The 26,958-nt window shown below is 49.5% G+C and carries 14 protein-coding genes; 11 read left to right on the top strand and 3 right to left on the bottom strand.

Annotated elements, in window-relative coordinates:
• The first annotated feature begins 21 nt into the window (after window positions 1–21).
• The 3 genes from ABGV42_RS27385 to ABGV42_RS27375 are packed head-to-tail and all read left to right on the top strand — an operon-like array spanning window position 22 to window position 5,058.
• Complete coding sequence (locus tag ABGV42_RS27385) at window positions 22–1,719, top strand: molecular chaperone HscC (protein WP_347384552.1); 1,698 nt, start codon at window positions 22–24, stop codon at window positions 1,717–1,719.
• A 7-nt stretch (window positions 1,720–1,726) separates the two neighbouring features.
• Window positions 1,727–4,360, top strand: coding sequence for a tetratricopeptide repeat protein (locus ABGV42_RS27380; protein WP_347384551.1), 2,634 nt, complete (start codon window positions 1,727–1,729; stop codon window positions 4,358–4,360).
• A gap of 17 nt (window positions 4,361–4,377) precedes the next feature.
• Window positions 4,378–5,058 carry a DUF1266 domain-containing protein gene (locus ABGV42_RS27375; protein ID WP_347384550.1) on the top strand — a complete coding sequence of 227 codons (681 nt, stop codon included), beginning with the start codon at window positions 4,378–4,380 and terminating at the stop codon, window positions 5,056–5,058.
• 96 nt (window positions 5,059–5,154) lie between these two features.
• Here the strand turns inward: ABGV42_RS27375 and ABGV42_RS27370 are convergent, their stop codons facing one another.
• Both ABGV42_RS27370 and ABGV42_RS27365 read right to left on the bottom strand, forming a co-directional pair.
• Complete coding sequence (locus tag ABGV42_RS27370) at window positions 5,155–5,958, bottom strand: flagellar motor protein MotB (RefSeq protein WP_347384549.1); 804 nt, start codon at window positions 5,956–5,958, stop codon at window positions 5,155–5,157.
• Window positions 5,942–6,739 carry a flagellar motor protein gene (locus ABGV42_RS27365; RefSeq protein WP_347384548.1) on the bottom strand — a complete coding sequence of 266 codons (798 nt, stop codon included), beginning with the start codon at window positions 6,737–6,739 and terminating at the stop codon, window positions 5,942–5,944. Before ABGV42_RS27365 ends, ABGV42_RS27370 begins: the two co-directional genes overlap by 17 nt.
• 169 nt (window positions 6,740–6,908) lie before the next feature.
• On the opposite strand from ABGV42_RS27365, the gene uvrB reads away from it, so the two are divergent.
• From uvrB to galU, 8 genes are all read left to right on the top strand, one after another.
• Window positions 6,909–8,900 (top strand): excinuclease ABC subunit UvrB, encoded by a 1,992-nt coding sequence (uvrB, locus tag ABGV42_RS27360; protein WP_347384547.1) that lies wholly within the window; start codon window positions 6,909–6,911, stop codon window positions 8,898–8,900.
• A gap of 674 nt (window positions 8,901–9,574) precedes the next feature.
• A complete protein-coding gene (gene uvrA / locus ABGV42_RS27355) occupies window positions 9,575–12,433 on the top strand; it encodes an excinuclease ABC subunit UvrA (protein ID WP_347384546.1) in 2,859 nt (952 codons plus the stop codon).
• 390 nt (window positions 12,434–12,823) lie between these two features.
• The gene (locus tag ABGV42_RS27350) at window positions 12,824–13,033 is read left to right on the top strand and encodes a DUF2759 family protein (RefSeq protein ID WP_175394729.1); all 210 of its coding nucleotides are present in this window, start codon (window positions 12,824–12,826) and stop codon (window positions 13,031–13,033) included.
• Between the two features lie 271 nt (window positions 13,034–13,304).
• Window positions 13,305–14,471, top strand: a complete 1,167-nt coding sequence (locus ABGV42_RS27345; RefSeq protein ID WP_347384545.1) for a S1C family serine protease — start codon at window positions 13,305–13,307, stop codon at window positions 14,469–14,471.
• Between the two features lie 43 nt (window positions 14,472–14,514).
• Window positions 14,515–16,413: a stalk domain-containing protein gene (locus ABGV42_RS27340; RefSeq protein ID WP_347384544.1), complete on the top strand. Its 1,899-nt coding sequence runs from the start codon at window positions 14,515–14,517 to the stop codon at window positions 16,411–16,413.
• A 529-nt stretch (window positions 16,414–16,942) separates the two neighbouring features.
• Window positions 16,943–19,456: a U32 family peptidase gene (locus ABGV42_RS27335; RefSeq protein ID WP_341176251.1), complete on the top strand. Its 2,514-nt coding sequence runs from the start codon at window positions 16,943–16,945 to the stop codon at window positions 19,454–19,456.
• 147 nt (window positions 19,457–19,603) lie between these two features.
• Window positions 19,604–23,380, top strand: a complete 3,777-nt coding sequence (locus tag ABGV42_RS27330) for a DEAD/DEAH box helicase (RefSeq protein ID WP_347384543.1) — start codon at window positions 19,604–19,606, stop codon at window positions 23,378–23,380.
• 78 nt (window positions 23,381–23,458) lie between these two features.
• The gene (galU, locus tag ABGV42_RS27325) at window positions 23,459–24,337 is read left to right on the top strand and encodes a UTP--glucose-1-phosphate uridylyltransferase GalU (protein ID WP_347385226.1); all 879 of its coding nucleotides are present in this window, start codon (window positions 23,459–23,461) and stop codon (window positions 24,335–24,337) included.
• Between the two features lie 100 nt (window positions 24,338–24,437).
• Here the strand turns inward: galU and ABGV42_RS27320 are convergent, their stop codons facing one another.
• On the bottom strand, window positions 24,438–26,903 hold the full coding sequence (locus tag ABGV42_RS27320) for an O-antigen ligase family protein (RefSeq protein ID WP_347384542.1): 2,466 nt from the start codon (window positions 26,901–26,903) through the stop codon (window positions 24,438–24,440).
• Between the last annotated feature and the right edge of the window lie 55 nt (window positions 26,904–26,958).

Raw genomic sequence — 26,958 nt, 5'->3', positions numbered from 1 at the left:
CAGAAAGAGGGTAAATACTTCATGACAATCATCGGTATTGATCTGGGAACAACGAACAGCCTGGTATCCTGCTGGGCTGGCGGAGAACCCGTTATTATTCCAAATGCACTCGGCAACCGCCTCACACCTTCCGTCGTGAGTGTGGACGACAACGGTGAGATCCTCGTGGGTGAAGTAGCTAAAGAACGGCTGATTACACACCCGGAGCGTACGGCTTCTGTCTTCAAAAGGTATATGGGAACAGGTCGAACATTCCATTTGGGTACATATCATTTTTTGCCGGAAGAATTATCGGCCTTTATATTGAAATCGCTGAAGGCGGATGCTGAAGCCTACCTGGGGGAGCCCGTGACCGAAGCGGTTATTAGCGTGCCTGCATATTTCAACGATGCCCAGCGCAAGGCTACACAGCGAGCAGGGGAACTGGCTGGTCTCAAGGTAGAGCGTTTGCTCAGCGAACCTACAGCAGCGGCGATAGCATACGGTCTGCATCAACAGCAGCCGGAAACGAAATTCCTGGTATTTGATCTGGGCGGCGGTACATTTGATGTATCCGTGCTGGAACTGTTTGATCAGATTATGGAGGTGAAGTCGGTTGCCGGAGATAACTTCCTGGGTGGTGAGGATTTCACAAGACTGCTTGCGGACATGTTTGCCGAGCAGCATCAGATACAGCAAGATACGTTGTCAGGCAAGGCGCAGTCAGCCCTTTGGAAGCAGGCGGAGTCATGCAAACGTGCACTTGTTGATGGACGTGAAGGGATGATGTCCTTAACGCTGGACGAGGGACTAAAGGAGCTTCGTGTTGACCGTGCAAAATTCGATCAGGCGGCTAAACCATTACTGGCACGATTGCAAAAACCGGTCGAGCGTGCATTGCGCGATGCTTCAGTCAAATTAAATGAGCTGGATGCCGTAATCCTGGTAGGCGGGGCTACGCGCATGCCGCTTATTTATTCGTTTACAGGCAAATTGTTTGGCCGACTGCCTGCGAACCATCTGCATCCGGATGAGGCTGTTGCTCTTGGTGTGGGGATTCAGGCAGCAATGAAGGAACGCCATGCCGACCTAGAGGAAGTGATTCTGACAGATGTATGCCCGTATACACTGGGAACCTCTGTATCGATGTCGCTGGGTAATGGACGATTCGAATCAGGCATGTTTGCGCCGATCATTGAACGGAATACGGTTATCCCCGTTAGTAAAGTGGAGCGGTATTATACGATGCACAACAATCAGGCATCGATTACAGCGGATATTTATCAAGGGGAGAGCCGACTGGCGAAGAACAATGTCAAGCTGGGGGAACTTACGATCTCGGTACCGCCTGCACCGGCAGGGCAACAGGCCGTGGACATCCGATTCACGTACGATATTAACGGCATTCTGGAAGTGGAAGTGTCTTCGGTGGAGACAGGCGAGAAAAAGGTAGCGATTATTCAGGGCAAGGAAAGTGACCTGTCCAAGGAGGAAATTGCCGAGCGGTTCAAGGCACTGGAAGCGATCAAGATCCATCCGCGGGACCGGATGGAGAACCGTTTGCTTTTGGCTCGCGGAGAACGGATGTATGAAGAGTCACTCGCTGAGTACCGTACGATCATTGCCGAGGTCATGCTGCAGTTCGAAGAGACCCTTAAACGCCAGGATGACCGTGAGATCAGGAAAGAAGCAGAAAAGTTGAAGGAAGTGCTGGATCAAATTGAAAGAGTGCGGGAGTGATACGTGAATGGACATCTGGACAAGATTGGGGCTTGAGCCTACGCAGGATACGGGAGCCATCAGACGTGCGTATGCGAAGCAGCTTCGAAGCACGCATCCGGAAGACGATCCGGAAGGGTTCCAAGAATTGCGCTTGGCTTACGAGCAGGCTCTGAAGGCTGCGAAAGAACCGATGCCGGATCAGGAGCTGCTTGCAGTGCAAGCAGAATCGCAAGCACTGAAGCAGCCTGACATGGAATCCCGCTCTGTTCCGACGGAAGGCTCTCTGCAAGAAGCTGCGTCCGAATCCGAAGAAGGTCCCGTGTACTTTACCGTGGACCAATGGGATGCTCCTGTGGAGACGGCAGCGACTTCGCTTCAAGATCCAGCGGCAGTGGATGACACGGTCCATTTGCTGGAACAAGCACGTTATATTGTAGAGAATGTATTCAAACGGGCAGATTCGGCCGTATGGGAGGACTGGCTGCAGAGCGAGGAACTATGGCAGCTGGATGTGAAATTTTATACGGGAACGGAATTGCTGCGCATGCTGTATGAACGTCCTTTTTTACCGAAAGCCGTCTGGGGGCGGTTGGATGACTTCTTCAGCTGGACTGAACAGCGGGAAGAGCTGAAAGAGGTGCTTCCAGAGGAGATCGCAGAGTACCCTGGCTTGGAATTGGGACGTCCGTGGGAACTTCGTTATGACACGTTCGATCCGGGGAGGGATGTGGACTATGAGACCTTCATTCGTCTGCGTGAGACTGCATTCCAACTGATGCTTCAAGGTGATATTGCGGAAGCCGGATCACACATTGATGCAGGTATGGCACTGTATCCTGTTGACCCGGATCTGATCCGTCTGGCCGCCAAATTCCGCCTGTGGAACAAGGAGGAAGACGCCGCTCTGGTATTGTTTGAAAGGTTGGCTGCACTCGAACCGGATGCAGTGGATGGACTGCTGCATAGTGCAAGGTTGCTGTATGGCGCCGGACAGAAGGAGCAGGCCGAGCAGCTATACCGCAAGGTGCTGGAACGCGAACCTCACCAACTGGATGCATGGTGTGGACTAGTCTTGTTTTATCAGGAGAAGGGGGAAGTGGAAACAGCACTCCATATGGTTGAGCAGATCCTCACGCAGCATCCTCATGATGTGGAGATGCAGATTACACTGCTGGAACTGAAACAGAAACGGGTTGAGCATAAGATCAAACTAGCTGAGCAGGAAACGGATACGGTCGTTCGGCGCACGCTTCAGCGTGAAGCTGCCGAGGGGTATGCCGAACTGTGGAACGATGAACAGCTTGTTGAGTATTTGGGCGAAATTAACGTAAACGAAGAGCTGGATGCGGCATTATATCTGCTCTGGGCACAGGGCTTTGTTCGAATCGGCAAAGGCGAGGAAGGAATCGAAGCCCTTCAGTATGCTGAAGCTGCTGCGAGCAGGGAAGGGATCAGCGGCTTTCCGATTTTGCTTGAACGGGGACAACTGCATCTGCGCATGGACAATAATGCGGCTGCCATACAGGATCTGGGCAGAGCGGCGGAAATGGATTCGTCCCACGCTGAGGTCAAGCATTTGCTGGCGAGTGCTTACCAGAGGGAAGATCAGCTTGAGCCGGCCATTGAACTGTCAGGTCAGGCGATTGAGCTGAATTCCGAACCGTATGAGTATTATTCGCTGCGGGCACTTTGTTATTTTAGAATGGGCCGTTATGAAGAAGCGCTTGCCGATTATGAGATCGTTGTGGTTAAAGAGCATGACTTTGCAAACGCCTGGTACCGGAAAGGGTTCGCACATCTGAAACTGGGGCAGTATACCGAAGCTGTGCATTCCCTTGAAACTTCTTTGGTTTATGAGCATGAAGCAGTCATTTATTATTACCTGGCCATTGCGCGAGCGAGGCTTGGGGAGATGGAACAGGCACTGCAGGATATTCGGCAATTCCGGAGCGAGAATCCGGAGGACCAGGACGGACCTTTAATTGAAGGAGACATCCTGCGTTTACAAGGGCAGCTTATGCCGGCACACCATACATACGTCAATGGGTTAAACGAACATCCCAACGTATATGAGCTTGCCAAAATGGCTGTCGTTTGTGTGATGGAGTCTGATATGGAGGACAAAGATTCATACTTGAACAAGCTTGCGGAGATGATGTCCAACATGGAGACAGTCGAAACGTGGGGGCTGCTGTTCATTACACGATATCTGGTAGAGGTCCAAGACTGGGGAAGTGTCCGTGTTTATGTAGAAGCCTATGTGGACGGAGAAGAGCCCGGGGATATCGACCCTCACATTTGGTTGTATTCCGGGATTGCAGCCTATCATGCAGGGGATATGGATCAAGCCATTCTTGAATTGGGCAAAGCCTACGGCGCAGGTCTGCGGGGCGATGTGTGCAGTGTGCTAAGCATGGTGTATTACGATAAACATGAATGGGATCAGGCTCTTGCCTATGCCGAAGAGGCTATTCACAGTCAGCCAGACCACCCGGATTACGTTGTGCGTCGTGACGCTATTGCAGCTCGTGCTGCGGAACGAGGATTCTCCTTTTTGAAAAAGCTCCGCAAATCCAAGCCGGCGTATGAGCTGTGGCCTTCGAATGTACCACTTCAACATCTGAAGCCAGATGGCGTCATCGACTTACATTTTACATAGGGAGGAGGGTAAGGATCGTGGGACAAGACAGAGGAGCGGTTCAGGCTGTGCAGGGGATTACGGATAAACAGCTGTGGTTTCGGGGCATGAGCGCCATTATGGACGAAATGAATGGACTGGATATACGCAATGATTACGAGCATGAGGAGGACGAAGAGGAAAAAGATCGATTCCGTACCTCTCTGGAGGAAGAATGGCGTATTCATAACAGAGATGAGCTGCTGTCGGGATTGGAATGGATCCGAGAAGGTGGACATCGGGTTGCGTTTGAACGAATGAGGACTTTTATGAATGCATTATCGGAAGCCGATCAGTGGAAGTGCATCCACTCCCTTAATCCGGAAACGGGCCGATATCATGAATATCTGGTGGTCAAAACGTACATGTACAAACTGCCCCCTGCCGGCATCGCAGCCTGGGATTGGGGAAGGTACGCAAACTTGTGCCGCAAAAGTGCGTATGTCGGTTTTATCACTGAAGTGGAGGCTGAACAATTGATGTTGCAGGCGGCTATTGAGGCACAATCGGCTTATTCTTCGTGGAAAGAGTACGCGGTTGCTTTCTTGGCGGGCAGGCTGTACTGGTTGGAACAAACGGCCGAGCCGCTGGTTCAGCGTCAGGTGAATTATGTGCGTAATTTGTTCGTGCAATCAAACAGCATTTATAACAAGGTGGACTGGAATTTGTCCCTACAGTAAGATAAAAACACAAAAGCACGTTCTACTGAATTCGGTTCAGCAGGAACGTGCTTTTTTGGTGAAGTAACAGAATGCCTCATCGATTGGAAATTAAGATTAGGATTGAAGCTGACGCAGTACGGTAATTTCGACCCGGCGGTTTTTTTGCCTGCCGGCTGCGGTTGAATTGTCACCGGTGGGACGTGTGTCCGCGTAACCTGCGTACTGAAATCCGTCAGGGTCCAGGTTCTCTTGGTCCAGGAAAAACCGAAGCACAGAAAGTGCGCGTTCTCCGGAAAGCTCCCAGTTGTCTTTATATGTGGAATTGGCTCCAACAGGCACGTTATCGGTATGACCTTCTATGCTGACGACGGTGCTTAGGTCACGGAACAGGCTCGCAAGCTTGCTTAGTGTAGGTGCAGCGTCACTTTTCAGAGCAGCTTGTCCCTGATCGAACAGAAAGCGGTCACTCAGCGTAATGGAGATTCCCTGCGGGTTGTCTGCCACAAAAATCTGATTTTCCAGTTTATTATCCTCGATATACTGGGTAATCACATTGAACAGATTCTGCAGCTCCTCCTCCTGGGAACGAAACTGTTCTTCCCGCTCGGTCAGTGGCTGATCTTCTTCCGGAGTTGTTGCATCTTCACCCTGAACCTCGGTTGGAGGAACTTCAGTAATGGTTTGTCCTGCGGTTTCATCGATTCCATTGCCAAGGTCAAGAATGGAATCGGATTGATTAAATGTATTTTGCAGTGATTGGGTTACCACGTCGTATTTACCGGAGTCCAGATTGCTCATGGCGTACATGATGACAAAAAAGATCAGCAGCAACGTGATGAGATCGGCATAGGTAATCATCCACCGATCCCGATGATCGCCAGGTTCACGTTTTCCGCGCCTTCTACTGCGCCGACTCATCCAATCCCTCCTTCGCTACGGGACGTGAGATTTGACGATGAGTGAGCGTGAAGGACTCAAGTCGTTTGCGTACGAGATGAGGGTTCTCTCCATTCTGGATGGCGAGCACACCTTCAAGCAGCATCTCCATCATCTGGATGTCTTCGGCACTCCGTGATTTAATTTTGGATGCAATGGGCAAAAAGATAAGATTGGCACTGGCTACCCCGTATAAGGTTGCAGTAAAAGCTACAGCAATGGCTGGGCCCAGTCCGGTAGGATCTGTCAGGCTGCCTAGAACCTGAATCAGTCCCATGACCGTACCGATGATACCCATCGTTGGAGCGTAACCTCCAGCGGATTCGAAAATTTTGGCATAACCTTCATGCTTTTGTTCCACCGAATCGATCTCCAGCTCCATGATCTGACGAATCACATCCTGATCGGTGCCATCGACAACCATCTGGATACCGTCTTTCAGAAATGGATGCGGATGATCCATAACCTGGCGTTCCAGTGCAAGCACGCCTGAACGACGGGCAATCGAGGACATGTCCACCAATTCTTCCATCCACTTGCGCGGATCATTGTCATTACGTCCAAAAGCCATGCGCAGTGCGGCCGGAATCGTACGCAGCCGATGAGTCGGAAAACTGGCGACTACTGCAGCAATGGTTCCACCGAATACAATCAGAGCAGCTGTTTTTTGAACGAGGCCGGACAATTGACCCCCTTCCCATAAAAAACCGCTGATCACTGCGGCAATCCCGGCTATGATGCCGATAAGTGTCGCAATATCCATAAATTAACCCACTCCTGTCTTTACTTCACGTTTGCATCACATCTACGAACGAGGTATAATTATACGGGAACAAATATTCCTATTACTATAAGTTTTCCCATATGAAAATTCGGGGAACTTCGACAATATATAGTGACTATTATTTTAGACGATAGGGTGAGATACGGCAATGAGCGATATTATAATGAGCGACAAAACGTTCGAGATTGAGTCCGAGTTTTCTCCCCAAGGTGACCAGCCTGCCGCCATCAAAGAACTGGTGCAGGGTGTTCAGGAAGGGAAAAGATATCAGACGCTGCTGGGTGCTACGGGAACAGGTAAGACGTTCACAATTGCGCAAACGATTGCCAAGCTGCAACGTCCCACGCTGATTATTGCCCACAATAAAACGCTGGCAGCACAGCTTGCGAGTGAGTTCAAGGAATTCTTTCCAAACAATATGGTTGAGTATTTTGTTAGTTACTACGATTACTATCAGCCAGAAGCATATATTCCGTCTTCCGATACGTACATCGAGAAGGATTCAAGCATCAACGAGGAAATTGACAAGCTGCGTCACGCTGCAACCAGTTCATTGTTTGAACGCCGTGATGTCATCATTGTAGCGAGTGTATCCTGTATCTACGGTTTGGGATCGCCGCATGATTACTCCAGCATGTTATTGTCACTGCGCGTAGGGATGGAGAAGCCACGCAATCAGATCTTGTCCCGGCTGGTCGAGATTCAATATCAGCGGAATGACATCAACTTCGTACGGGGAACATTCCGTGTGCGAGGCGACGTCGTTGAGATTTTCCCGGCATCCAAGGGTGAACACGCCATTCGGGTGGAGCTTTTCGGAGACGAGATCGAGAAGATTACGGAGATTGATGTCTTAACCGGGGAACTGATCGGTGAACGCGATCATATTGCCATCTTCCCGGCATCTCACTTCGTAACCCAAGAAGAAACGATGCGGGTCGCACTTGTCAACATTGAGCGTGAACTTGAAGAACGGCTGGAAGTACTGCGCGAACAGGGCAAATTGCTGGAAGCACAGCGACTGGAGCAACGTACGCGGTATGATATCGAGATGATGAAGGAAGTGGGATTTTGTTCAGGGATCGAGAACTACTCAGGCCCACTGACATTCCGTGAACGTGGCGATACGCCGTATACGCTGCTGGATTATTTCCCGGATGACATGCTGATCGTTGTCGATGAGTCTCACGTAACTTTGCCGCAGATCCGTGCAATGTACAACGGTGACCAGGCGCGGAAGACGGTTCTGGTAGATCACGGATTCCGCCTGCCGTCTGCACTGGATAATCGTCCGCTGAAATTCGAAGAGTTCGAAAAGAAAATGAGTCAGATTATCTATGTATCGGCAACGCCAGGACCGTACGAGATTGAGCACACGGATACGATGGTGCAGCAGATCATCCGTCCAACCGGTCTGCTTGATCCGATTATCGAACTGCGTCCAACGAAGGGACAGATTGATGATTTGATTAGCGAGATTAACGACCGGATTGCCAAGGATGAACGTGTACTCATCACCACGCTGACGAAGAAAATGTCCGAGGACCTGACGGATTACCTGAAGGAAATTGGAATTAAGGTGCGCTATCTGCACTCTGAGATTAAGACATTGGAGCGTATGGCGATCCTGCGTGATTTGAGGCTGGGAACATTCCATGTTCTGATCGGGATCAACCTGTTAAGAGAAGGTCTTGATTTGCCGGAAGTTTCGCTTGTTGCCATCTTGGATGCAGACAAGGAAGGTTTCCTTCGTTCCGAACGCTCCCTTATTCAAACGATCGGCCGGGCGGCACGGAACAGTGACGGTCGAGTTATTCTCTATGGTGACAAAGTCACCGATTCGATGGATAAAGCGATGAAAGAGACGGAACGTCGTCGTGAAATCCAAATAGCATATAACGAAAAGCATGGAATTACTCCACAGACGATCCGCAAAAAAGTGCGTGATGTGATCGAGGCAACTAAGGTTGCCGAATCCAAGAACGAGTATCTTACAGGCGCTGCAGAGAAGATGTCGAAGAAGGAGCGTCAATCGCTTATTCAGCGTCTTGAAGCTGAGATGAAAGACGCCGCGAAGAACCTGCAGTTTGAGCGTGCAGCCGAGCTTCGCGATGCTTTGCTGGAGCTGCGTGCGGAGTAAATTGATAAATAGATATGCAACAAGAGAACGGCCGGCTGGCCGTTCTCTTGTTGAGTAAAGAACCGGCAATGAACGACCGATAATTAGTCATGTTGAAAACCTGGAATCAGGTCTATACTGATAGAAATGTTGAAATTGGTTAAAAGGTTTATAGGGAAGGTAATTTGCATCAATCCAAGAAGCAACATTAATTCGTAAGATATAAATCGAAAAGGTTCTGTTCGTTTATATATTGTACCCGTAAGCGACTGGAATCGAATGATGCAAATTACTGAGGAAAGCATTTGGAAGTCGTGTAGAGGGGAGCCGAGCCGAAGGCAATGGCGACCTACCGCGAGCGAGGCGGAGCCGTGAGCGTCTTGGTGTTTAATAGAGCCGAGCCGAAGGCAATGGCGACTTACCGCGAGCGAGGCGGAGCCGTGAGCGCCCTCTCGCAGTAGAGCAGCCTTTCTAAGAGACCGGCAATAGGCCGGGATCTTAGAAGAAGCTGCGGGCACACGACACACCTTCACATAGCAAGACCCGACCCCTCACCAAGCACCGCCTGTTTCGGGTGTCCAGAGGGCTGCGCCCTATGGGGCCCTACCTTGGAAGGGAGGGTTTGGGTGGGATCGAAACACCTTTAAAAAGGTTGAATAAACTTAGAATTACAACATTGAGAGGATGGATAACCATTGGCGAGCGAGAACATTGTCATTAAAGGTGCGCGAGCGCACAACCTAAAGAACATTGATATCACCATCCCGCGTGACCGTTTTGTCGTACTGACCGGTCTGAGTGGCTCAGGCAAGTCCTCGCTGGCTTTTGATACGATCTATGCCGAAGGACAGCGGCGTTATGTAGAATCACTATCTGCTTACGCACGTCAGTTTCTAGGGCAGATGGAGAAACCGGATGTCGATTCTATCGAGGGTCTGTCACCGGCCATTTCCATAGACCAAAAAACAACAAGCCGCAACCCACGTTCCACGGTAGGAACGGTTACGGAGATCTACGACTACCTGCGTTTGTTATTTGCACGTGTGGGACATCCTCACTGTCCGGATCATGGTGTGGAAATCACCTCCCAGACCGTAGAGCAGATGGTAGACCGCGTAATGCAGTACCCGGAACGCACCCGGCTGCAGATTCTGGCACCGATTATCTCCGGTCGTAAGGGAGAGCACAAAAGTGTGTTTGCCGATGTATCCAAGCAAGGCTTCGTCCGTGTACGGGTAAACGGGGAATTGCGTGATTTGTCCGAAGACATTCAGTTGGAGAAAAATAAAAAGCATACCATTGAAGTGGTCGTTGACCGGATCGTAGTCAAGGAAGATGTACAGGCTCGTCTGGCCGATTCCATTGAAACGGCACTGAATCTGTCCGGAGGACAGCTGCTGGTTGATATTATGGGTGAAGAAGAGCTGCGCTTCAGTTCCAACTTTGCCTGCCCGGTGTGCGGGTTCAGTATTGAAGAGCTGGCACCACGGATGTTTTCCTTCAACAGTCCATTCGGGGCCTGCCCTGATTGTGATGGTTTGGGTGTAAAAATGATCGTAGACCCGGATCTGCTCGTCCCTGATCGCAGCAAAACGATTGAAGAAGGCGCGTTTGATGCTTGGACAGGCGGTACGTCCACTTACTATCCGCAGTTCCTAAAATCCGTATGCGAACACTTCAACATTCCACAGGATGTACCCGTGGAGGATCTGCCGGCGGATCAGATGAACAAGCTGTTGAATGGTACAGGTTCGGAGAAAGTCCGTTTCCGGTACGAGAATGATTTTGGGCAGCGCAAGGAAGCGATGGTGACCTTTGAAGGGATCGTTAACAACCTGGAACGCCGCTATCGTGAGACGGCATCCGAAGGGATTCGGGAATTCATTGAAGGTTACATGAGTGCGAAGCCTTGTGGAACCTGCAAAGGACATCGATTGAAAAGGGAAAGCCTGGCTGTTACCATCAATGACCATAACATGGCATATGTGACCAGCTTATCCATCGGGGAAGCAGGACGTTTCTTCGAATCGCTGCAGCTGAGCGAGAAGGAACAAGCCATTGCCAAATTGATTCTGAAGGAAATTAACAGTCGTCTTGGCTTCCTGGTAAATGTCGGTCTCGATTACCTGACACTGAGCCGTGCTGCCGGAACATTGTCCGGTGGGGAAGCACAGCGGATTCGCCTCGCTACTCAGATTGGTTCCAGCCTGATGGGCGTGCTGTACATCCTCGACGAACCAAGTATCGGTCTGCATCAACGCGATAATGATCGTCTAATCTCCACGCTTGCTCACATGCGGGATATCGGTAACACGCTGATCGTTGTTGAGCACGATGAAGACACGATGCTGGCAGCCGACTATATTATCGACATCGGTCCAGGCGCAGGCATTCACGGTGGTACTGTCATGTCACAGGGTACACCGGAAGAGATTATGAATGATGAGAACTCGTTGACCGGGCAGTACCTGAGCGGACGCAAGTTCATTCCTATACGGACGGAACGCCGGAGTGTAGGAGACCGCTGGCTGGAAGTACGCGGTGCGAAGGAAAATAACCTGAAGAACCTGAATGTGAAAATTCCGGTTGGTGTATTCACCGCAGTTACGGGGGTATCCGGCTCAGGCAAATCGACACTGATTAACGAAATTCTGTACAAAACGCTCGCGCGCGATCTGAACCGTGCACGTGTTCGTCCTGGCCAGCACAAAGAGATTCGGGGGCTGGAGCATATCGATAAAGTCATCGATATTGACCAGTCGCCAATTGGCCGTACACCGCGTTCCAACCCTGCTACGTACACAGGTGTCTTTGATGATATCCGTGATCTGTTTGCACAGACAAATGAAGCGAAAGTCCGTGGTTACAAAAAAGGCCGGTTCAGCTTCAACATCAAGGGTGGACGCTGTGAGGCTTGCCGTGGGGATGGAATTATCAAGATCGAGATGCACTTCCTGCCCGATGTCTACGTTCCTTGTGAAGTCTGCAAAGGGAAACGGTACAATCGGGAAACCCTTGAAGTAAAATATAAAAACAAAAATATCGCCGATGTACTCGAAATGACTGTTGAAGATGCAACACAATTCTTCGAGAACATCCCCAAAATCCATCGCAAATTGCAGACGCTACTTGATGTAGGCCTTGGTTATATTAACTTGGGTCAACCTGCAACGACATTATCCGGTGGTGAAGCGCAGCGTGTGAAGCTCGCTTCCGAGCTGTACCGTCGCAGCACAGGCAAAACCATTTATATTCTGGATGAGCCTACAACGGGTCTGCATGTCGATGATATTGACCGTCTGCTTAATGTACTCCACCGTCTGGTGGATTCCGGTGAATCGGTTCTTGTGATCGAGCATAACCTCGACGTCATCAAAACCGCTGATTATATCGTGGATCTGGGTCCTGAAGGTGGTAGTGGCGGCGGAACGATCGTCGCGACAGGGACGCCGGAGGATATCATTAAGGTGGAAGCCTCTTATACAGGCAAGTACCTTAAGCCGGTATTGGAACGCGATACGGAACGAAGCAAGACACTGCAATTAACGGAGTAGGCAGCACAATTGTGTGTTAGTTGAAATCCAATCAATCAGCATCCCCCATACCCTGCTTTGATGGCCGGGTATGGGGGATGTTTTTGATATTCACGCATACCCCTTCTTATGAAGAAGGGTGAGGAATTTATTTTACGATAAGTGAGGTGTCCTGCTCATTCCGAAAGAAGGGTTATTTCATTTTGCCGCCTGCGTTAGCATAATAGAGATATGATTGAAAGTGTTTACATATGAGATAGGGCAAGCTTTACAGCGATCCAATTTTGGACTGGATTTTTTTCATTTTTCTGGATGATAGGGCTTGCATTACTAGCAGGGGACAGATAACATAGAGGAAGATATTAGGGTATGCGTTAGCTGTTCAACTATGGTGAGGGGGTCTGTCTATCCATGCTGTTTGCAGAAGCTGCCACGGCGAGTACATCCAATTTTAATGCATTTGATATTTTTGTCCTCTTGTTTACAATCATTATTTTTATTGGTGTGGTTCGCCTGCTTCGGGCACCGAAGAAGAATCTGTTTGCGATCGGGTTTGCAGTAGTCAGTCTGCTCGTCTTCCTTATGACAGACTATGCAATGATTAAGAACTGGTTTAGTTAAGGGTATCCATCCCAGGTATATTCGATAATAGCAAAGGGAACAGACAAAACACTTTCCAGAGCAATGGCGGAGGGTGTTTTTTGTGTTGATGGGCAGGTGCGCAGCAATGTTTTTACGAGTAAAAGTAGGACTGAAAACATTTGTACAGGAAGAATATGTATGTTAAATTGGAGGATACCGGTATAGCAGATGATAGAGAAAAGAAATCCATAGAGTTGGATGGTAGGATGGTTGCATAACGGAGGATATATGGAGAGGGTTAGGTGAGAAGATGAGATCGTTGGGGAAAAAATGCATGGCGGTGTGTATGGCTGCTGTACTCGGGGTGAGTGTTGCGTCTACGGCGGGTGCGGCGGAGCGGGCAGCTGGCATGAAGGCAAAGATCGTCGACGGACAAGTGTATGTCAGTGCAGCCGATTTGGTCAAGTCCATCGGTGGCAAAGGCCAATATGATGCGAAAACGGGTACCTATCAATACAAAGGCAATGAAGCCGTTCCAAAAGTGATCGAGAAGGTGTCTCCATCTGTGGTGGGCATCATCGGCAAAGCGGACGAAGGGCAGGAAGGGGTCACAACAGACCGTTATAACCTGGCTCATGGAACGGGTGTAATCATACGCTCCAATGGCTGGATTGTGACCAACGCACATGTGGTGGATGGATTAAGCAACGCCGTAGTTGTGACGACCGATGGCAATACATATAAAATTACGAAAACATACAGTGACCCACTGAGTGATCTGGCGCTGATCAAAATTAATGCCAAATCGCTCAAACCGGCGACGTTCGCCAAAGCTTCCCAAACCTCAGTCGGCGAGACGGTTATCGCTATTGGGACACCCATTTCTTTTTCCCTGCGAAATTCGGCAACGGTGGGTGTCATTAGTGGATTGAACCGCGGGGTTGAAGCAACCTATCGTTTGATTCAGACGGATACAGCCATTAACCCGGGGAACAGTGGAGGACCTCTGGTCAACCTGAAGGGTGAAGTCGTTGGTATTAATTCAATGAAATTCTCAGCGGTGGGTGTCGAGAATATGGGATTTTCGATTCCTGTGGATACCGTTCAATATATCATCAATCAGTTTTTTGAATACGGCAAAGTAAAGCGTGCAAGTCTCGGTCTGCAGCTCGAAGAGAGCTGGTCTGCGATTGTAGGTCTGCCTACGGATGATCCATTGACGATCACGGGCGTATTGTCCACTGAAGCGAAAAAAGCCAAGATCCAGGAAGGGGACGTGTTATACAGCATAGCGGGTACGCGTGTTTCTTCCGTAGTGGATATTAATGAGCTGCTCAAGAAATATGTGCCCGGGCAAAAGGTGAAACTGCTGATGCAATCTGAAGGTGATATCGTCACACGTACCTTGGTGCTGGCGGATCGTGCGGATATCCAAGAAGAGGAATTAGAGCCGTTTCCGGTAGATGAAGAACAATAAAGCCCGGTGAGCGACCCGGAAGCAGAGAGGACGATTGAACGGAATGAAGAAGTCATTTTTACGTGTGCTGAGCACAGGAGTGTTGACCGGGATGCTGGCCATGGGTGCTGCAATGCCTGTATGGGGAGCTGAATATACGACGAGCGAACTGCGGATCCAAGCCGGAAGCACGAGAGCCTACATTAACGGCAGCAAGCAAGCTATCGCCAAACCGTATAAGGTGAAGGGCGTGACGATGGTGCCTGTCGGCGTGTTCAAGAAGGCGTTTGGCAGCGAAATTCGGCTGGAGAAAAACGATGTCGTTAAAGTGAAGGAAGGTCCACATACTGTCACTTTGACGATTGGCAGCTCCATTGCCTGGGTGGATGGGGTCAAAAAAGAAATGGGTGCCGCTCCCAAAATGGTGAATGGCGTGCTTATGGTTCCGCTTCGTCCGGTAGCTGCCGGCATCGGAGCGACACTCGCTCCAAGCAGCTCCGGGGAAGTGGTCATTCGATTATTGCAAACGGATGATTCCGTGGATGATGATGAGGGCGGTATTGATCTCGACGCAGGCAAAACGAGAATCGGCAACAGCTATTACGGCTGGTCCATTAATTACCCGGCAGACTTGATGGTTTTGCAAACGGGTGAACAGGAGCGGATGATGACGTTTGGCTCGGCAGACAGCAGCTATTATCTTGAGGTGTATGTCAGCGACCAGGATGTGGCTCTGGATTCGGATGACATGCTGCAGCAGTTGGTGCAGGAGGCGAAAGAGTCGGGAGATACCGTACTGGACCGGGAATCGGTTGCCAAAGGGAAAACACCTTATGCCCGGATCGTGGTTAAAGATATGGACGGCATGTTATGGGAGATGCGCCAATACATTAATAATGGACGTCAATATGACGTTTACCTGGCGGATTACGATGCACTGAACTACAAGGATCTGAACAAACGTGCCGCGTTCCTCAACTCATTCCAACCTACCTACGTACAATCGGATCGGACCATCAAGGATCTATCCACCGTGGATAATGGCATGCGTTCCGCATGGAATGACGATTACGGAATCGAGCTGAATGTCCCGGCAGGCTGGTCCATGGATAATACACAGATGACTTATGAGTCCAAAGATGGTGCGTTTCTTCAATTGCGCGTGACCTCAGCGCCAGTGGGGGCAACCGTAAAAGACTGGAGCGGTCAACTGGACAAGTGGATGCGAGAAACGTTCACACCTGAAAGTTATGAACCGATCCGTTCGTATACCCTAGACGTTTCTGGCGAAACAGCGGAGGTTAACGAGTTCCGTTATAACTTCGGTGACGGATGGCAGACGGAGTTCGATGTACTTTTACAGAAAAACGGTTATCGCTATTATGCCGAATACACCTTTCCTGAGGACCAGACTCAGGACCGGGAATGGTTTGAGCAGATCATGAAGAGTGTTGTAATTGATTTTGATACCGTATCCGATAATTTTGGACAACTGGATGAAGATCCTTATTTGACCGACAAAACGAAGACTTTAACACGGACGTCCAAACGGTACCACTACAGCGTCGACATTCCGCGATACTGGACGGCGTATAATGACCGATTTGAGTATTCTCCCGTTGTTTATACGTTCACAGGCGGACAGTTCTCCATTGGCGTGAACGAGGATCAATCGGTTGAAATGACGGTCAGTCAACTGAGAGAAGCTTATGAGGAAGCCACGAAAACGCGGAAAAACTTCAAGCTGCTGAACAGTGGGGAGACGACCATTGCTGGTGTTCCAGCGTTCTCCTTCACGTATCATGAATTGGACAATGGAGTACCGTATACCGGGCAGCAGATTGTTTTTGAACAGAATGGAATGACGTATACGCTTACGACGGGACTGAATGATGCCAATAAAACGGACGTTCAGACCGCAGCGCTGGAAAAAGCGGTGAAATCATTTACTTTTACAAAATAATGAAATTTATGCCGGAGGGTTAGAGACCTTCCGGTTTTTCTATTTCAAATCAAATGAATCCAATATTACACGGAACGAAGAGTGCAGAACCAATCTGAAGAAGCGAAGCTGAAAGCTTTCTGAAAGAAAGCTGCATCGGAAGCATAAGCCCCGCGTTTATCACCGGATTTTCTCCTTTATAAAGGGTATCAAACAAATCCGGGGATAACAGCGATCGGAAGATGGTACTGCAATCGGAGTGGTAAAGTGTGAAATTATAAGTCAAGAGATGGAAATGAAAATGGTAAACGGTTTTTTCAGGAAAGCGTAGAAGAGTCAGTGCAGAAGTGGTACAATAGCTTAGTTCAGGAGTTATGACTGCTGATCTGATAAATAAAGATGACTGTAGGCTTGGGAATCAGGCAATACAGACATAATGTATAGATATAGCGATACAGTGACAATGCAGGCAACGGGATGAAGGTACAGGCTCAGCGTATGAGGATACAGGGATGAAATCCGGCTACGGCCGGTTATGGGGAGGATCTACATGAAAACAGCAACATTACGAAGAGAAGACGTCGAGCTTCTGGCACCCGCAGGTGATTGGGATTGTATGCGTTCGGCGGTGGCCAATGGCGCGGATGCGATTTTCTTCGGAGTCGAAAAGTTTAATGCACGGGCACGCGCGAACAATTTCCGCATGGAAGAGCTGCCGGAGATTATGGCGTTTTTGCACAGTTATGGTGTAAAAGGGTTCTTGACCTTTAATATATTGATTTTTGAAAATGAATTGACGGATGCCAAGGAACTGATCGACGCATGTGTCGATGCTGGCGTAGATGCCGTGATCGTACAGGATTTGGGCTTGGTGAAACTGATTCGCGAGATCTCACCGGATTTCCCGATTCACGGTTCCACTCAAATGACGATTACATCACCGGAAGCGGTTGAGTTTACGAAGCCGTTTGATATGGAGCGTGTCGTTCTTGGACGGGAAAACAATCTGAAGCAGATTCAGAAGATTGGCGAACAGGCGAAGCTTCCGATGGAAGTATTCGTGCATGGTGCGCTGTGTGTGTCGTATTCGGGACAATGTCTGACCTCCGAGATGTGGGGCGGACGTTCTGCGAACCGCGGTGAATGTGCACAGGCTTGCCGTCTGCCATATGACTTGATGATCGACGGAGAGCATAAGCCGATGGGTGATGTCGCATACCTGCTGTCTCCGAAGGATCTGGCGGCCATTGACCTGATGCCGGAACTGATCGAGGCAGGCGTAACTTCCTTCAAGATTGAAGGGCGTCTCAAAACCCCGGAATACGTGGCGAACGTGGTCAGTAAATATCGTAAAGCGATTGACCGTTACTTCGATGGCGACAATACGCCGCCAAGCAAGGAAGAAATCCGTGAGCTGCAGCAAAGCTTCTCCCGCGGATTCACGCACGGTTTCCTGGATGGTACGAACAACAAACAGCTGGTTGACGGTACATTCCCAAAAAGCCGTGGTGTCTACCTTGGTCGCGTGGATCAAGTTCTGCGTGATGGCGTAGTCCTCAAACTGGATGCACCCGTTAAACGTGGAGATGGTATTGTCTTCGACGCCGGAGACCCAACGCAGAAGGAAGAAGGCGGACGCGTATACGATGTACGTCGCAAAGGCGTAAAAATCGAAGGCGAAGCCGGTGAAGGCTGGATCGTGGACATCGTGCCAGGCCGCAGTGACGTGGACCTGCGCCGCGTGAAGGTTGGCGACAAAGTGTGGAAAACGAATGACCCTGCGCTGGACAAACGTCTGCGTCAGAGCTTCGAAACCGAGAAACCGTACCGTGTATTCCCGGTCAAAGTAAAAGTCATCGGCAGCCCAGGGCAGCCGCTCAGCACTTGGTGGACAGACGTGCAGAAAGGCACGACCGTCCGGATCGACTCCGAGATGGAACTGGACATTGCCCAGAAGCGTCCTATGACCTATGAATTGCTCGAGGAGCAATTCGGACGTCTGGGCGGCACCGTGTTCCAGTTGGAAGAGCTTGACGTCAACCTGCACGGTGACGTCATCATCCCGATGCGCGAGCTGAATAACATTCGCCGTCAGGCGGTGGAACAGCTCGCGGGCGAGCGCCCTAAACCGCCCGTATACGTGAAACGGGCGGTAGAAGTTTACGGCGATGCGGTTAAACCGGCATCGCCAGTAGCTCGCGGTCAAGCGGAGCTGACCGCGCTCTGCCGCAGCCTGCCTCAAGTCGAGGCAGCGCTGGAAGCGGGTGTCGGCATGATCTACGCCGACTTCGAGTTTATCAAGCAGTTCCCGGCAGCCGTGGAAGCCGTACATGCCGCTGGCCGCAAGATTGCCTTGGCAACGCCGCGCATTCACATGCCTGGCGAGAACGGATATCACAACAACATCCTGCGTCTGAAGCCGGACGCTGTGCTGGTACGTAATACAGGTGCTCTGTACTTCTACCTGCGCCACCGGATGGAGAACCCGGATGCGAAGCACCCGGAACTGATCGGTGACTTCTCATTGAACATCGCCAATCACAAAGCGGTAGAACTGTTCCTGGAAGCAGGATGTGACTGGATCACGCCATCCTATGACCTGAACATTCAACAAATGGTTGATCTGCTGGGCAACTCCCGTACAAGCCAGACCGAAGTGGTTATTCATCAGCATCTGCCGATGTTCCATACGGAGCACTGTGTGTACTGTACGTTTATGAGTGAAGGAACGGACTATACGAACTGTGGACGTCCTTGTGAAGAACAGCGTGCATCCCTGCAAGACCGGATTGGCATGTCCCACCCGGTACGTGTGGATGAAGGCTGCCGTAATACCGTTTATAACGCAGTGGAACAATCAGGTGCAGAGTATTTGACCAACTTCATGGACCTGGGTGTATCCCGTTACCGCGTGGAGTTCCTGGAAGAGACGCCGGAGCAGGTTATGGAAGTTATTGATCTGTACAACCGTGCACTTCGCGGCGAGATCAGCGGTACACAAGTGTGGAAAACATTGAAGGCAACCAACCAACTGGGCGTTACGCGTGGTCAATTGGTGAAATAGACGAATCGTAGGTTACACAAAACAGGTATCAAGCATGAAGCAACCCCAAACTCTGCGTTACGGAGCTCTTGGGGTTTTTTCTGTAAAAAGGACAGGTGGATTTGAGAGTTATTCATACCCGTCAGAACGCATAAGGAGGCGAAATACGTGGCGCCATTCACCATGATGGATATCAAATTGCTGTGCGGGGTCACGGCATTCAAACGAGGGGAAGCCTATAACCGATCCGGCAGGGTGAGCAACCTGGTTGTCAGTGACGATCAGCGTCATTATGAAGCAACGGTGCGTGGTACGGAACGCTATCAGGTGAAGGTGGATTTGGACGAAAAAGGGGAAGTAGAGGCTGCATGCACTTGTCCAGGAGATGGCCGGTATTATGACTATTGCAAACATGTCGCTGCGGTTCTGCTGGCGATTCATGAATGGGGTGAGCAGCAGGAGCTTAATGCTGAGGGTAGATCTCAGGCATCATCCAAGCCTTCCTCAGGGAATCCTTCTGGCTCCGGTGTAAGGTCCACCTCCAGAGTAGGGACGCTGGTGGAAGAGAAGGAGTGGGAGCGACCGAATTCTTCTTCAACATTAGTTTCTGGCACGAGTGACAGTTCGGAACGACACGAAATATCAAATTCAAAACCGTATACGGAGTCTAATACGAGTACGCCTTCGCACTCTTTTGCACAAAAGAATGGTTCCTTGGCTTCTGAATTCAATCCAGGTGCTGATGCGGATCAATCGGTTGCCCATTTTGCCCAGGCAGGTCGCCCAAGTTCGGCTCCAGGTTGGGGACGTTCGGCAGAGAAGCCTTCGTATCGCACAGCTGACCAGATTCTGTCCATGTTTGCCAAGGAACGCAGTCCTTTGCATGTGGGTGAACGTAAATATACGGCGCCTGTCACTCGCTCATCGCTGCGGGAAGAGCTTCAGGTTCAGTTTATATGCAAGCTTGTTCAGGTACACAAAGGGGGAGCCAAGCTCGCTCTGGAGCTTAAGGTCGGAGGTAAGCGGTTATACGTGGTGCAAAAGGTGAAGCAATTCCTGAACTGCGTCGAGAAGGGCGAGCCGATGTCGTTTACCAAATTATTTTACTATGACCCTTCGATGCATTATTTCAGTCCTCAGGATCAGGCGATTCTGTCCATGCTGATTCGAATGAGACAGAGCGAGGAAGCGTACCGTGAATCCATCTCCGGTTATTTGGGTGCTTCGGATGGACGGGATATATTAATTGCTCCGTTAGTGTGGAAACCGCTGCTGGAATTGCTGCTTCAGGCCGACAGCCGGATGGAAGGCACGGGGTTAGCAAACGGACCACTCACGTTAGGAGAGGGTGCCCTGCCTTTATTTTATCGGATTGCTCAAGGAGCCAATGAGGGGTACCAGCTCGAGATCTCGGGTTTGCGTGAGTTGATTCTTCTTCCCGCTTATGATGCTGCCGTAGTAGAGGGACAGCTGCACATGTTGGAACCGACGCAGATGCGCAGTCTGGAGGACTTGAGCAGAGCGCTCACCTCGTATGGCATTAAGGAAAGCATTGATATTTCATCCCAGCAAGTCGATGAGTTTGTGCAGCATGTGGTGCCGGAACTGCGTACGCTTGGACATCTGTCGATCGACTCTCAGGTACGTGAACGAATTGCTGAACCGGAGCTTGCACCGAAGCTCTATATTGATTTTTACCGGGAAAGGATTACTGCGCGTCTGGAGTTTGATTATGGTGTAATGGTGATTAACCCGCTGGCTGAGTATCTGATCGACGAAGAAGAGAAAAAGGTTATTTTGGTGCGGGACCGTCATGCCGAGCGGAATTTGATTGAGCGACTGGATCGTTCCTTCTTGGAACGGGAAGGCAGCGTGTGGGCAAGTGAACGTGAAGATGCGATCTATGACGTAATGTACCATTTGGTGCCTGAATTGGAGCATCAGGTGGACATCTATGTGCCGAATGCAGTGAAGGCCATGATGCCATCCTATCCGACACCTCCCAAAGTTCGGGCAGATCTGGGGAAAGGACTGGACTGGCTTGAGATTTCGTTTGAAATGGAAGGCGTGAACGAGCAGGAGCTTCAGGAAATCATGCGTAGCATCGTGGAAAAGAAACCGTATTTCCGCTTGCGGAGCGGTGTCTTTCTTTCGCTTGAAAATGAAGGAGCAGACAGCTTCGCCCACATGGCAGATTCGCTGGGACTTGGAGCGGACGATATCAAAGGCAGCCACATTCGGCTGCCAGCCGTTCGAGCGCTGCAGCTGCCGGGCCGGGATGAGGTTTCCGGACATGTGAAATGGGGAGGCTCCTTGAAGCGTTTCCTGGATGACCTTCGTGATCCCGAGCGGATGGATTTTGCACTGCCGAATGCGCTCGCTCCCGTGCTGCGGGATTATCAGGCCAGTGGATATCAGTGGCTGCGCACACTCGCTTATTATCGTTTTGGCGGGATCCTGGCGGATGATATGGGACTCGGCAAAACGTTGCAAAGCATCGCCTATATCACGGCTGAGCTGAACGAGAAGCCGATTTTAAATGGAGATGTTGGAGGACCAGATAGCTACGGGAAGAACGGGATATTGGGAGACGGGGCTTCAGAGGCAGCTTATTCAGGAATTGATCCTGTAACTGGATTACCATGGGATGAGGCCTCTCTGGTGGGGCTAGGGGGCAATTCTCGTGCATCGGGAGCATCGCAGGATGGATTAACGATTAGAAGCCAAGCGACCCATCCCCCTGTGCTTGTCGTCGCACCTGCTTCGTTGACCTACAACTGGGCGAATGAATTTGCGCGTTTTGCCCCGCATTTGCGCGTCTTGATCGCTGCAGGGCAAAAAGAAGAACGAGCCAGTATGCTGGCTGACATGGACCAGGCGGATGTAATAGTGACGTCTTATCCATTGCTGCGTCGAGATCTGGACACGTATCTGGGGAGAACATTTCATACGCTTATTCTGGACGAGGCTCAGGCGATCAAAAATTCTTCCTCCCAGACGGCTCAGGCCGTCAAGCAGATTCAGGCCCCACGGCGCTTTGCACTTACAGGAACGCCTGTGGAGAACTCGCTGGATGAGCTGTGGTCCATCTTCGAAGCAATATTCCCCGGTCTGTTTCCGAGCTATCGCAGATTCCGGGACCTGCCTCCTGAGCGTATCGCCCGGATGGTCCGTCCATTCATTCTCCGCCGCCTGAAGAAGGACGTGCTGGAAGAACTGCCGGATCGTATTGAGACGGTACAGCGCTCCGAGCTAACGGTGGAGCAGAAGAAACTGTATGCCGCCTATCTCTCGCAGCTTCAGGATGAGACATCCAAGGATATGGAAGAGAACGGTTTCCAGAAGAACCGGATCAAAATACTCGCAGGCATCACCCGTTTACGCCAGCTGTGCTGTCACCCGGCTCTGTTTGTTGAGGGCTATCAGGGAGATTCCGGGAAGATGGAGCAGCTACTGGAAACAGTCCAGGATTGTCTCGCTGCAGGCAAACGTATTCTGATTTTCTCCCAGTTTGCAAGCATGCTGAACCTGATCAGGCAGACGCTAGCTGCACAGGGCAGGAATCTATTTTATCTGGATGGCCAGACACCGTCTCAGAGTCGCGTCGACATGTGCCGCAGATTCAACGAGGGGGAAGGCGAGCTGTTCCTGATCTCAATGAAAGCTGGCGGTACCGGACTGAACTTAACGGGTGCAGATACAGTAATATTATATGATCTGTGGTGGAATCCCGCGGTCGAAGAACAAGCGATTGGACGCGCCCATCGAATGGGGCAGAAGCAAGTCGTTCAGGTTATCCGTCTGATTACGGAAGGCACGATTGAAGAGAAGATTCTAGAATTGCAGCAGCGGAAGAAGGATCTAATTGCCGAAGTGATCGAACCGGGAGATGGGGGATCAACCACCTTATCTGAGCAGGATATTCGGGAGCTGTTGATGGTATAATGAAGTCCAATCATATTGAAGTTTGCCATCATTAAATATATTAAAATATGACTCTATCTAGCAAAGGAGTGGATTCAGCTGCGAATCCGCAAAGCCATTATTCCGGCTGCCGGGCTGGGTACCCGGTTTCTGCCTGCAACCAAGGCCATGCCGAAGGAAATGCTGCCCATCGTTGACAAGCCGACAATTCAGTACATTATCGAAGAAGCGGTAGCTTCAGGTATTGAAGATATCATTATCGTTACAGGTAAAGGGAAGCGGGCCATCGAGGACCATTTCGATTATTCGTTTGAACTGGAACAGAATCTGGCAGGCAAACAGAAGTGGGACTTGCTGAACGAAGTTCGCAAACCTTCTGATATGGCAGATATCCACTATATCCGGCAAAAAGAACCGAAGGGACTCGGCCATGCCATCTGGTGCGCTCGCAAGTTTATTGGGAACGAACCGTTCGCTGTCCTTCTCGGGGATGACATTGTGGAATCGAAGCAACCTTGTTTGGGGCAGATGATGGAAGTCTATGACGAGCTGCAATCTCCGATCGTAGGGGTACAACCGGTCGACTGGAGCGAAGTATCCCGTTACGGAATCGTGGACGGAGAGGTCGTTTCTCCAACGGATGATCGTGTATTCCGTGCACGTCGTTTAATTGAGAAACCGAAGACGGAAGACGCACCTTCGAATTTAGCCATCATGGGACGTTATATTCTTACGTCAGACATTTTCGATATTCTTGGTCAGCAGTCTGCCGGTGTCGGAGGAGAGATCCAGTTAACGGATGCCTTATCCCGCTTGAACGACCAGCGACAGATCCTTGCCTATCATTTTGATGGTCTGCGTCATGACGTTGGGGAGAAGCTAGGCTTTATTGAGACGACCATTCATTATGCGCTTCAGCGCCCGGATCTTAGGGATGATCTACTGAATTACTTGAAGAAGATCGTGTCATCGAATTAGCTTGCTTTCTAAAGGTTTAGAGAAAAAAGGTTTGCCCATCTAGGGCAAACCTTTTTTTAGTGTGAAATATTATTGATAGTATCGTTAGGACACTTTTTTGTTAGAAGTTCAGTTCAGCAATCTGTTTAATCTCGTCAGCTTCATTAGGTGCAACAGAAATCAATTTATCATACACCGCTTTATCCTGTTGGCCGTCCTTCGTCAGAGCGGCAAGGTACCAACGAGCAATTTCACGGTTGGTCGCATCGGACAGATCCTCAGCAATTCCACCCTTAAGAATCGCTGCAGCTCCAGCGAAATCATTTAGCATGTATTTCATTTTCCCTGCATTCAGGATCATTGTTGGAGTGAGCTCGAATGGCTGCCCTTGAAGCTGTCCTTCAGGGAGAGTCTTCAGATGTTCTACGCCATCTACAACATGTTGATATGCATCCAGACCTGAAGTGAAGTAGGCTTCCTTCTTTGCCGTGTCGACTTGTCCAAGTGCCTGATATCCGAGATTGAACGAACGGCTGATCAGCTGTTCATACCAATCCATATCCCAGATGTAGTTGTTAGCGTACTCTTTTTGGAGAGCATAGGCTTGGTCAAATTCACCCTTCAATTCGTATATACTCATGAGTTGCTTAACTATGCCCTTATTAAATGGCTCTGCTTCAAGACCGCGTTGAAGTAACTCTACAGAGACCGTATAGAACTGGTCATCGTGTGTCTGCTTATAGCCCTGTTGATAAAGAGAAGCAAGCATCAGCAACGAATCTGTATGTGTGCTGCGAATCGACAGATCTTTATCGAGTGGCGCTTTGATCTCCTGGAAGTCCTGACTAGTTTGAGCTACCTCTTTTGCCTCGTAAGCATAATGGTTAGCTTGCAGGAAGCGAACAGATATAATGAGTAGGAGAATTATAGCTACCCCGGCAATTGCGCTGTACATTCCACGTGCTGTAGAGTCACTAAGCTTCAATCGACGCATCGGATTAGGATCCATCGCAGCAGCCATTCCACCGAGACCAAGGAAAACAAGAATTCCAATAAAGACATAACTCATATTGAAATCAAGGATACTCAGTACCAGAATAGACATGGACAGGATGAAGTACACAAAATGAGATTCGCGTTCTTCCTCACTCCTTTTGACATAGCTACGCACATATTGATAGAAAACAAAGAGTATAAATGCCATAAAAATAATAAATCCTACGATTCCAACCTCAACGAGGTACTGCATGAAGAAGTTGTGAGCTTGAGCGCTGACATAAGGATTGTTCTGATACTTTTCATACAAGGTGGTCCAAGCTCCACCCCCGGCACCTATGATTGGATAGTCCGCAAATAGTTTTGTGGCATCTTTATAAAAAGTAATCCGTTCGAGCACACTGTGTTGTTGAAAATTGATGTTTTCAAGTCGTGTGCTAATACTGTCCGGCAAAATGTTGCGCACACTCGTGCCGAGCAGAAGCACGGCAACAATGACTGTCAAAATAACCGACCCTAGTGGGATCCATAGACTGGAGCCCTTTCGAGCTGACCAGGATTGAAGTTTGTTCTCCAGTCGTGGTGCGATCCAACGTTGGGTAACCCAACATACGAGAGCCACGATTATGGATGCAGTAATTAGATACATCCAACCTTTAGCTGCGAGAGAGTTGGAAAACTGTTGTTGCAATTCCAGTCCTGCTGTATTTATTGGATTCAACACAACTAGTGTACCGATTGCAGCTATTCCGCTATAGATAAACCACAGAATTTGCTTAGCAGGTTTTAACATTAGTAACAGAATAACAAAAACAATTGGAAGCATGACAAGACCCGTACGGGAAAGCGTCAGCAGTAGTGACAGGATAACTGGCACAAGCATGAAGCCATGCAGTAACTGCGTGTACACTTTTTTGGAACGGATCATACTGAAAATGGTAATAAACAAAAATGCCATCAGGAAAGCTGCGTAAGTATTAGGATATTGAAATACCGATGCAAGTCTTGGGCCGTTAGAATCGTTCCAAATCGCTTGGTTGTATACACCGTTAATAACACCAGAAGAGAACCATCCGACTAGCTTGCCCGCTAAACTGAATGCTCCCAGCCAGTTTAACAATCCAAAAACTACAATTACATATGCAATTCCTATTAAGGAAGATTGTATGATATGATTGATTTTGTCGTTTTTGAGCAGATACATAGTCATTACAAAGATCATGGCATAGATACATTGGATAAGAATCATGTTGACTGCCAAATATTTTGATGCTGCACTTACAAGTGAAAGTACGTAGGTAAGTGGAAGTAATATTACCGCAATCTTAAGCCAATCTTGCTGTGTTTCTAGGTTCATGTGTTTAAAATAGGTAGCTGCCCAAATAACGAATAGGAGGGTTGAAATCGCAACTGCCCAATAAATGGGACCCTCGTATTGAAGCAATTGCCCATTAAATAACGCAACTTGGAAAGAGGACCAGAGTAAAAATAAGATGAGTCCTATGGTTAGTGTCCATAGCAGTGGCGTAGTCGAGCTGCTATTTGCTTTACTCGACGTCTTATTAGATTTCCCGTATACTGGATTCGACAAGGTGTGATTCTCCTTTTCTTGTAGATACGACAATATTTTAGCATAACATAATGGG

The organism is Paenibacillus pabuli (genome assembly GCF_039831995.1).
Classification (GTDB): domain Bacteria; phylum Bacillota; class Bacilli; order Paenibacillales; family Paenibacillaceae; genus Paenibacillus; species Paenibacillus pabuli_C.
The sequence above is the reverse complement of the archived record's forward strand: the minus strand, read 5'-3'. Positions and strand labels throughout refer to the sequence as shown.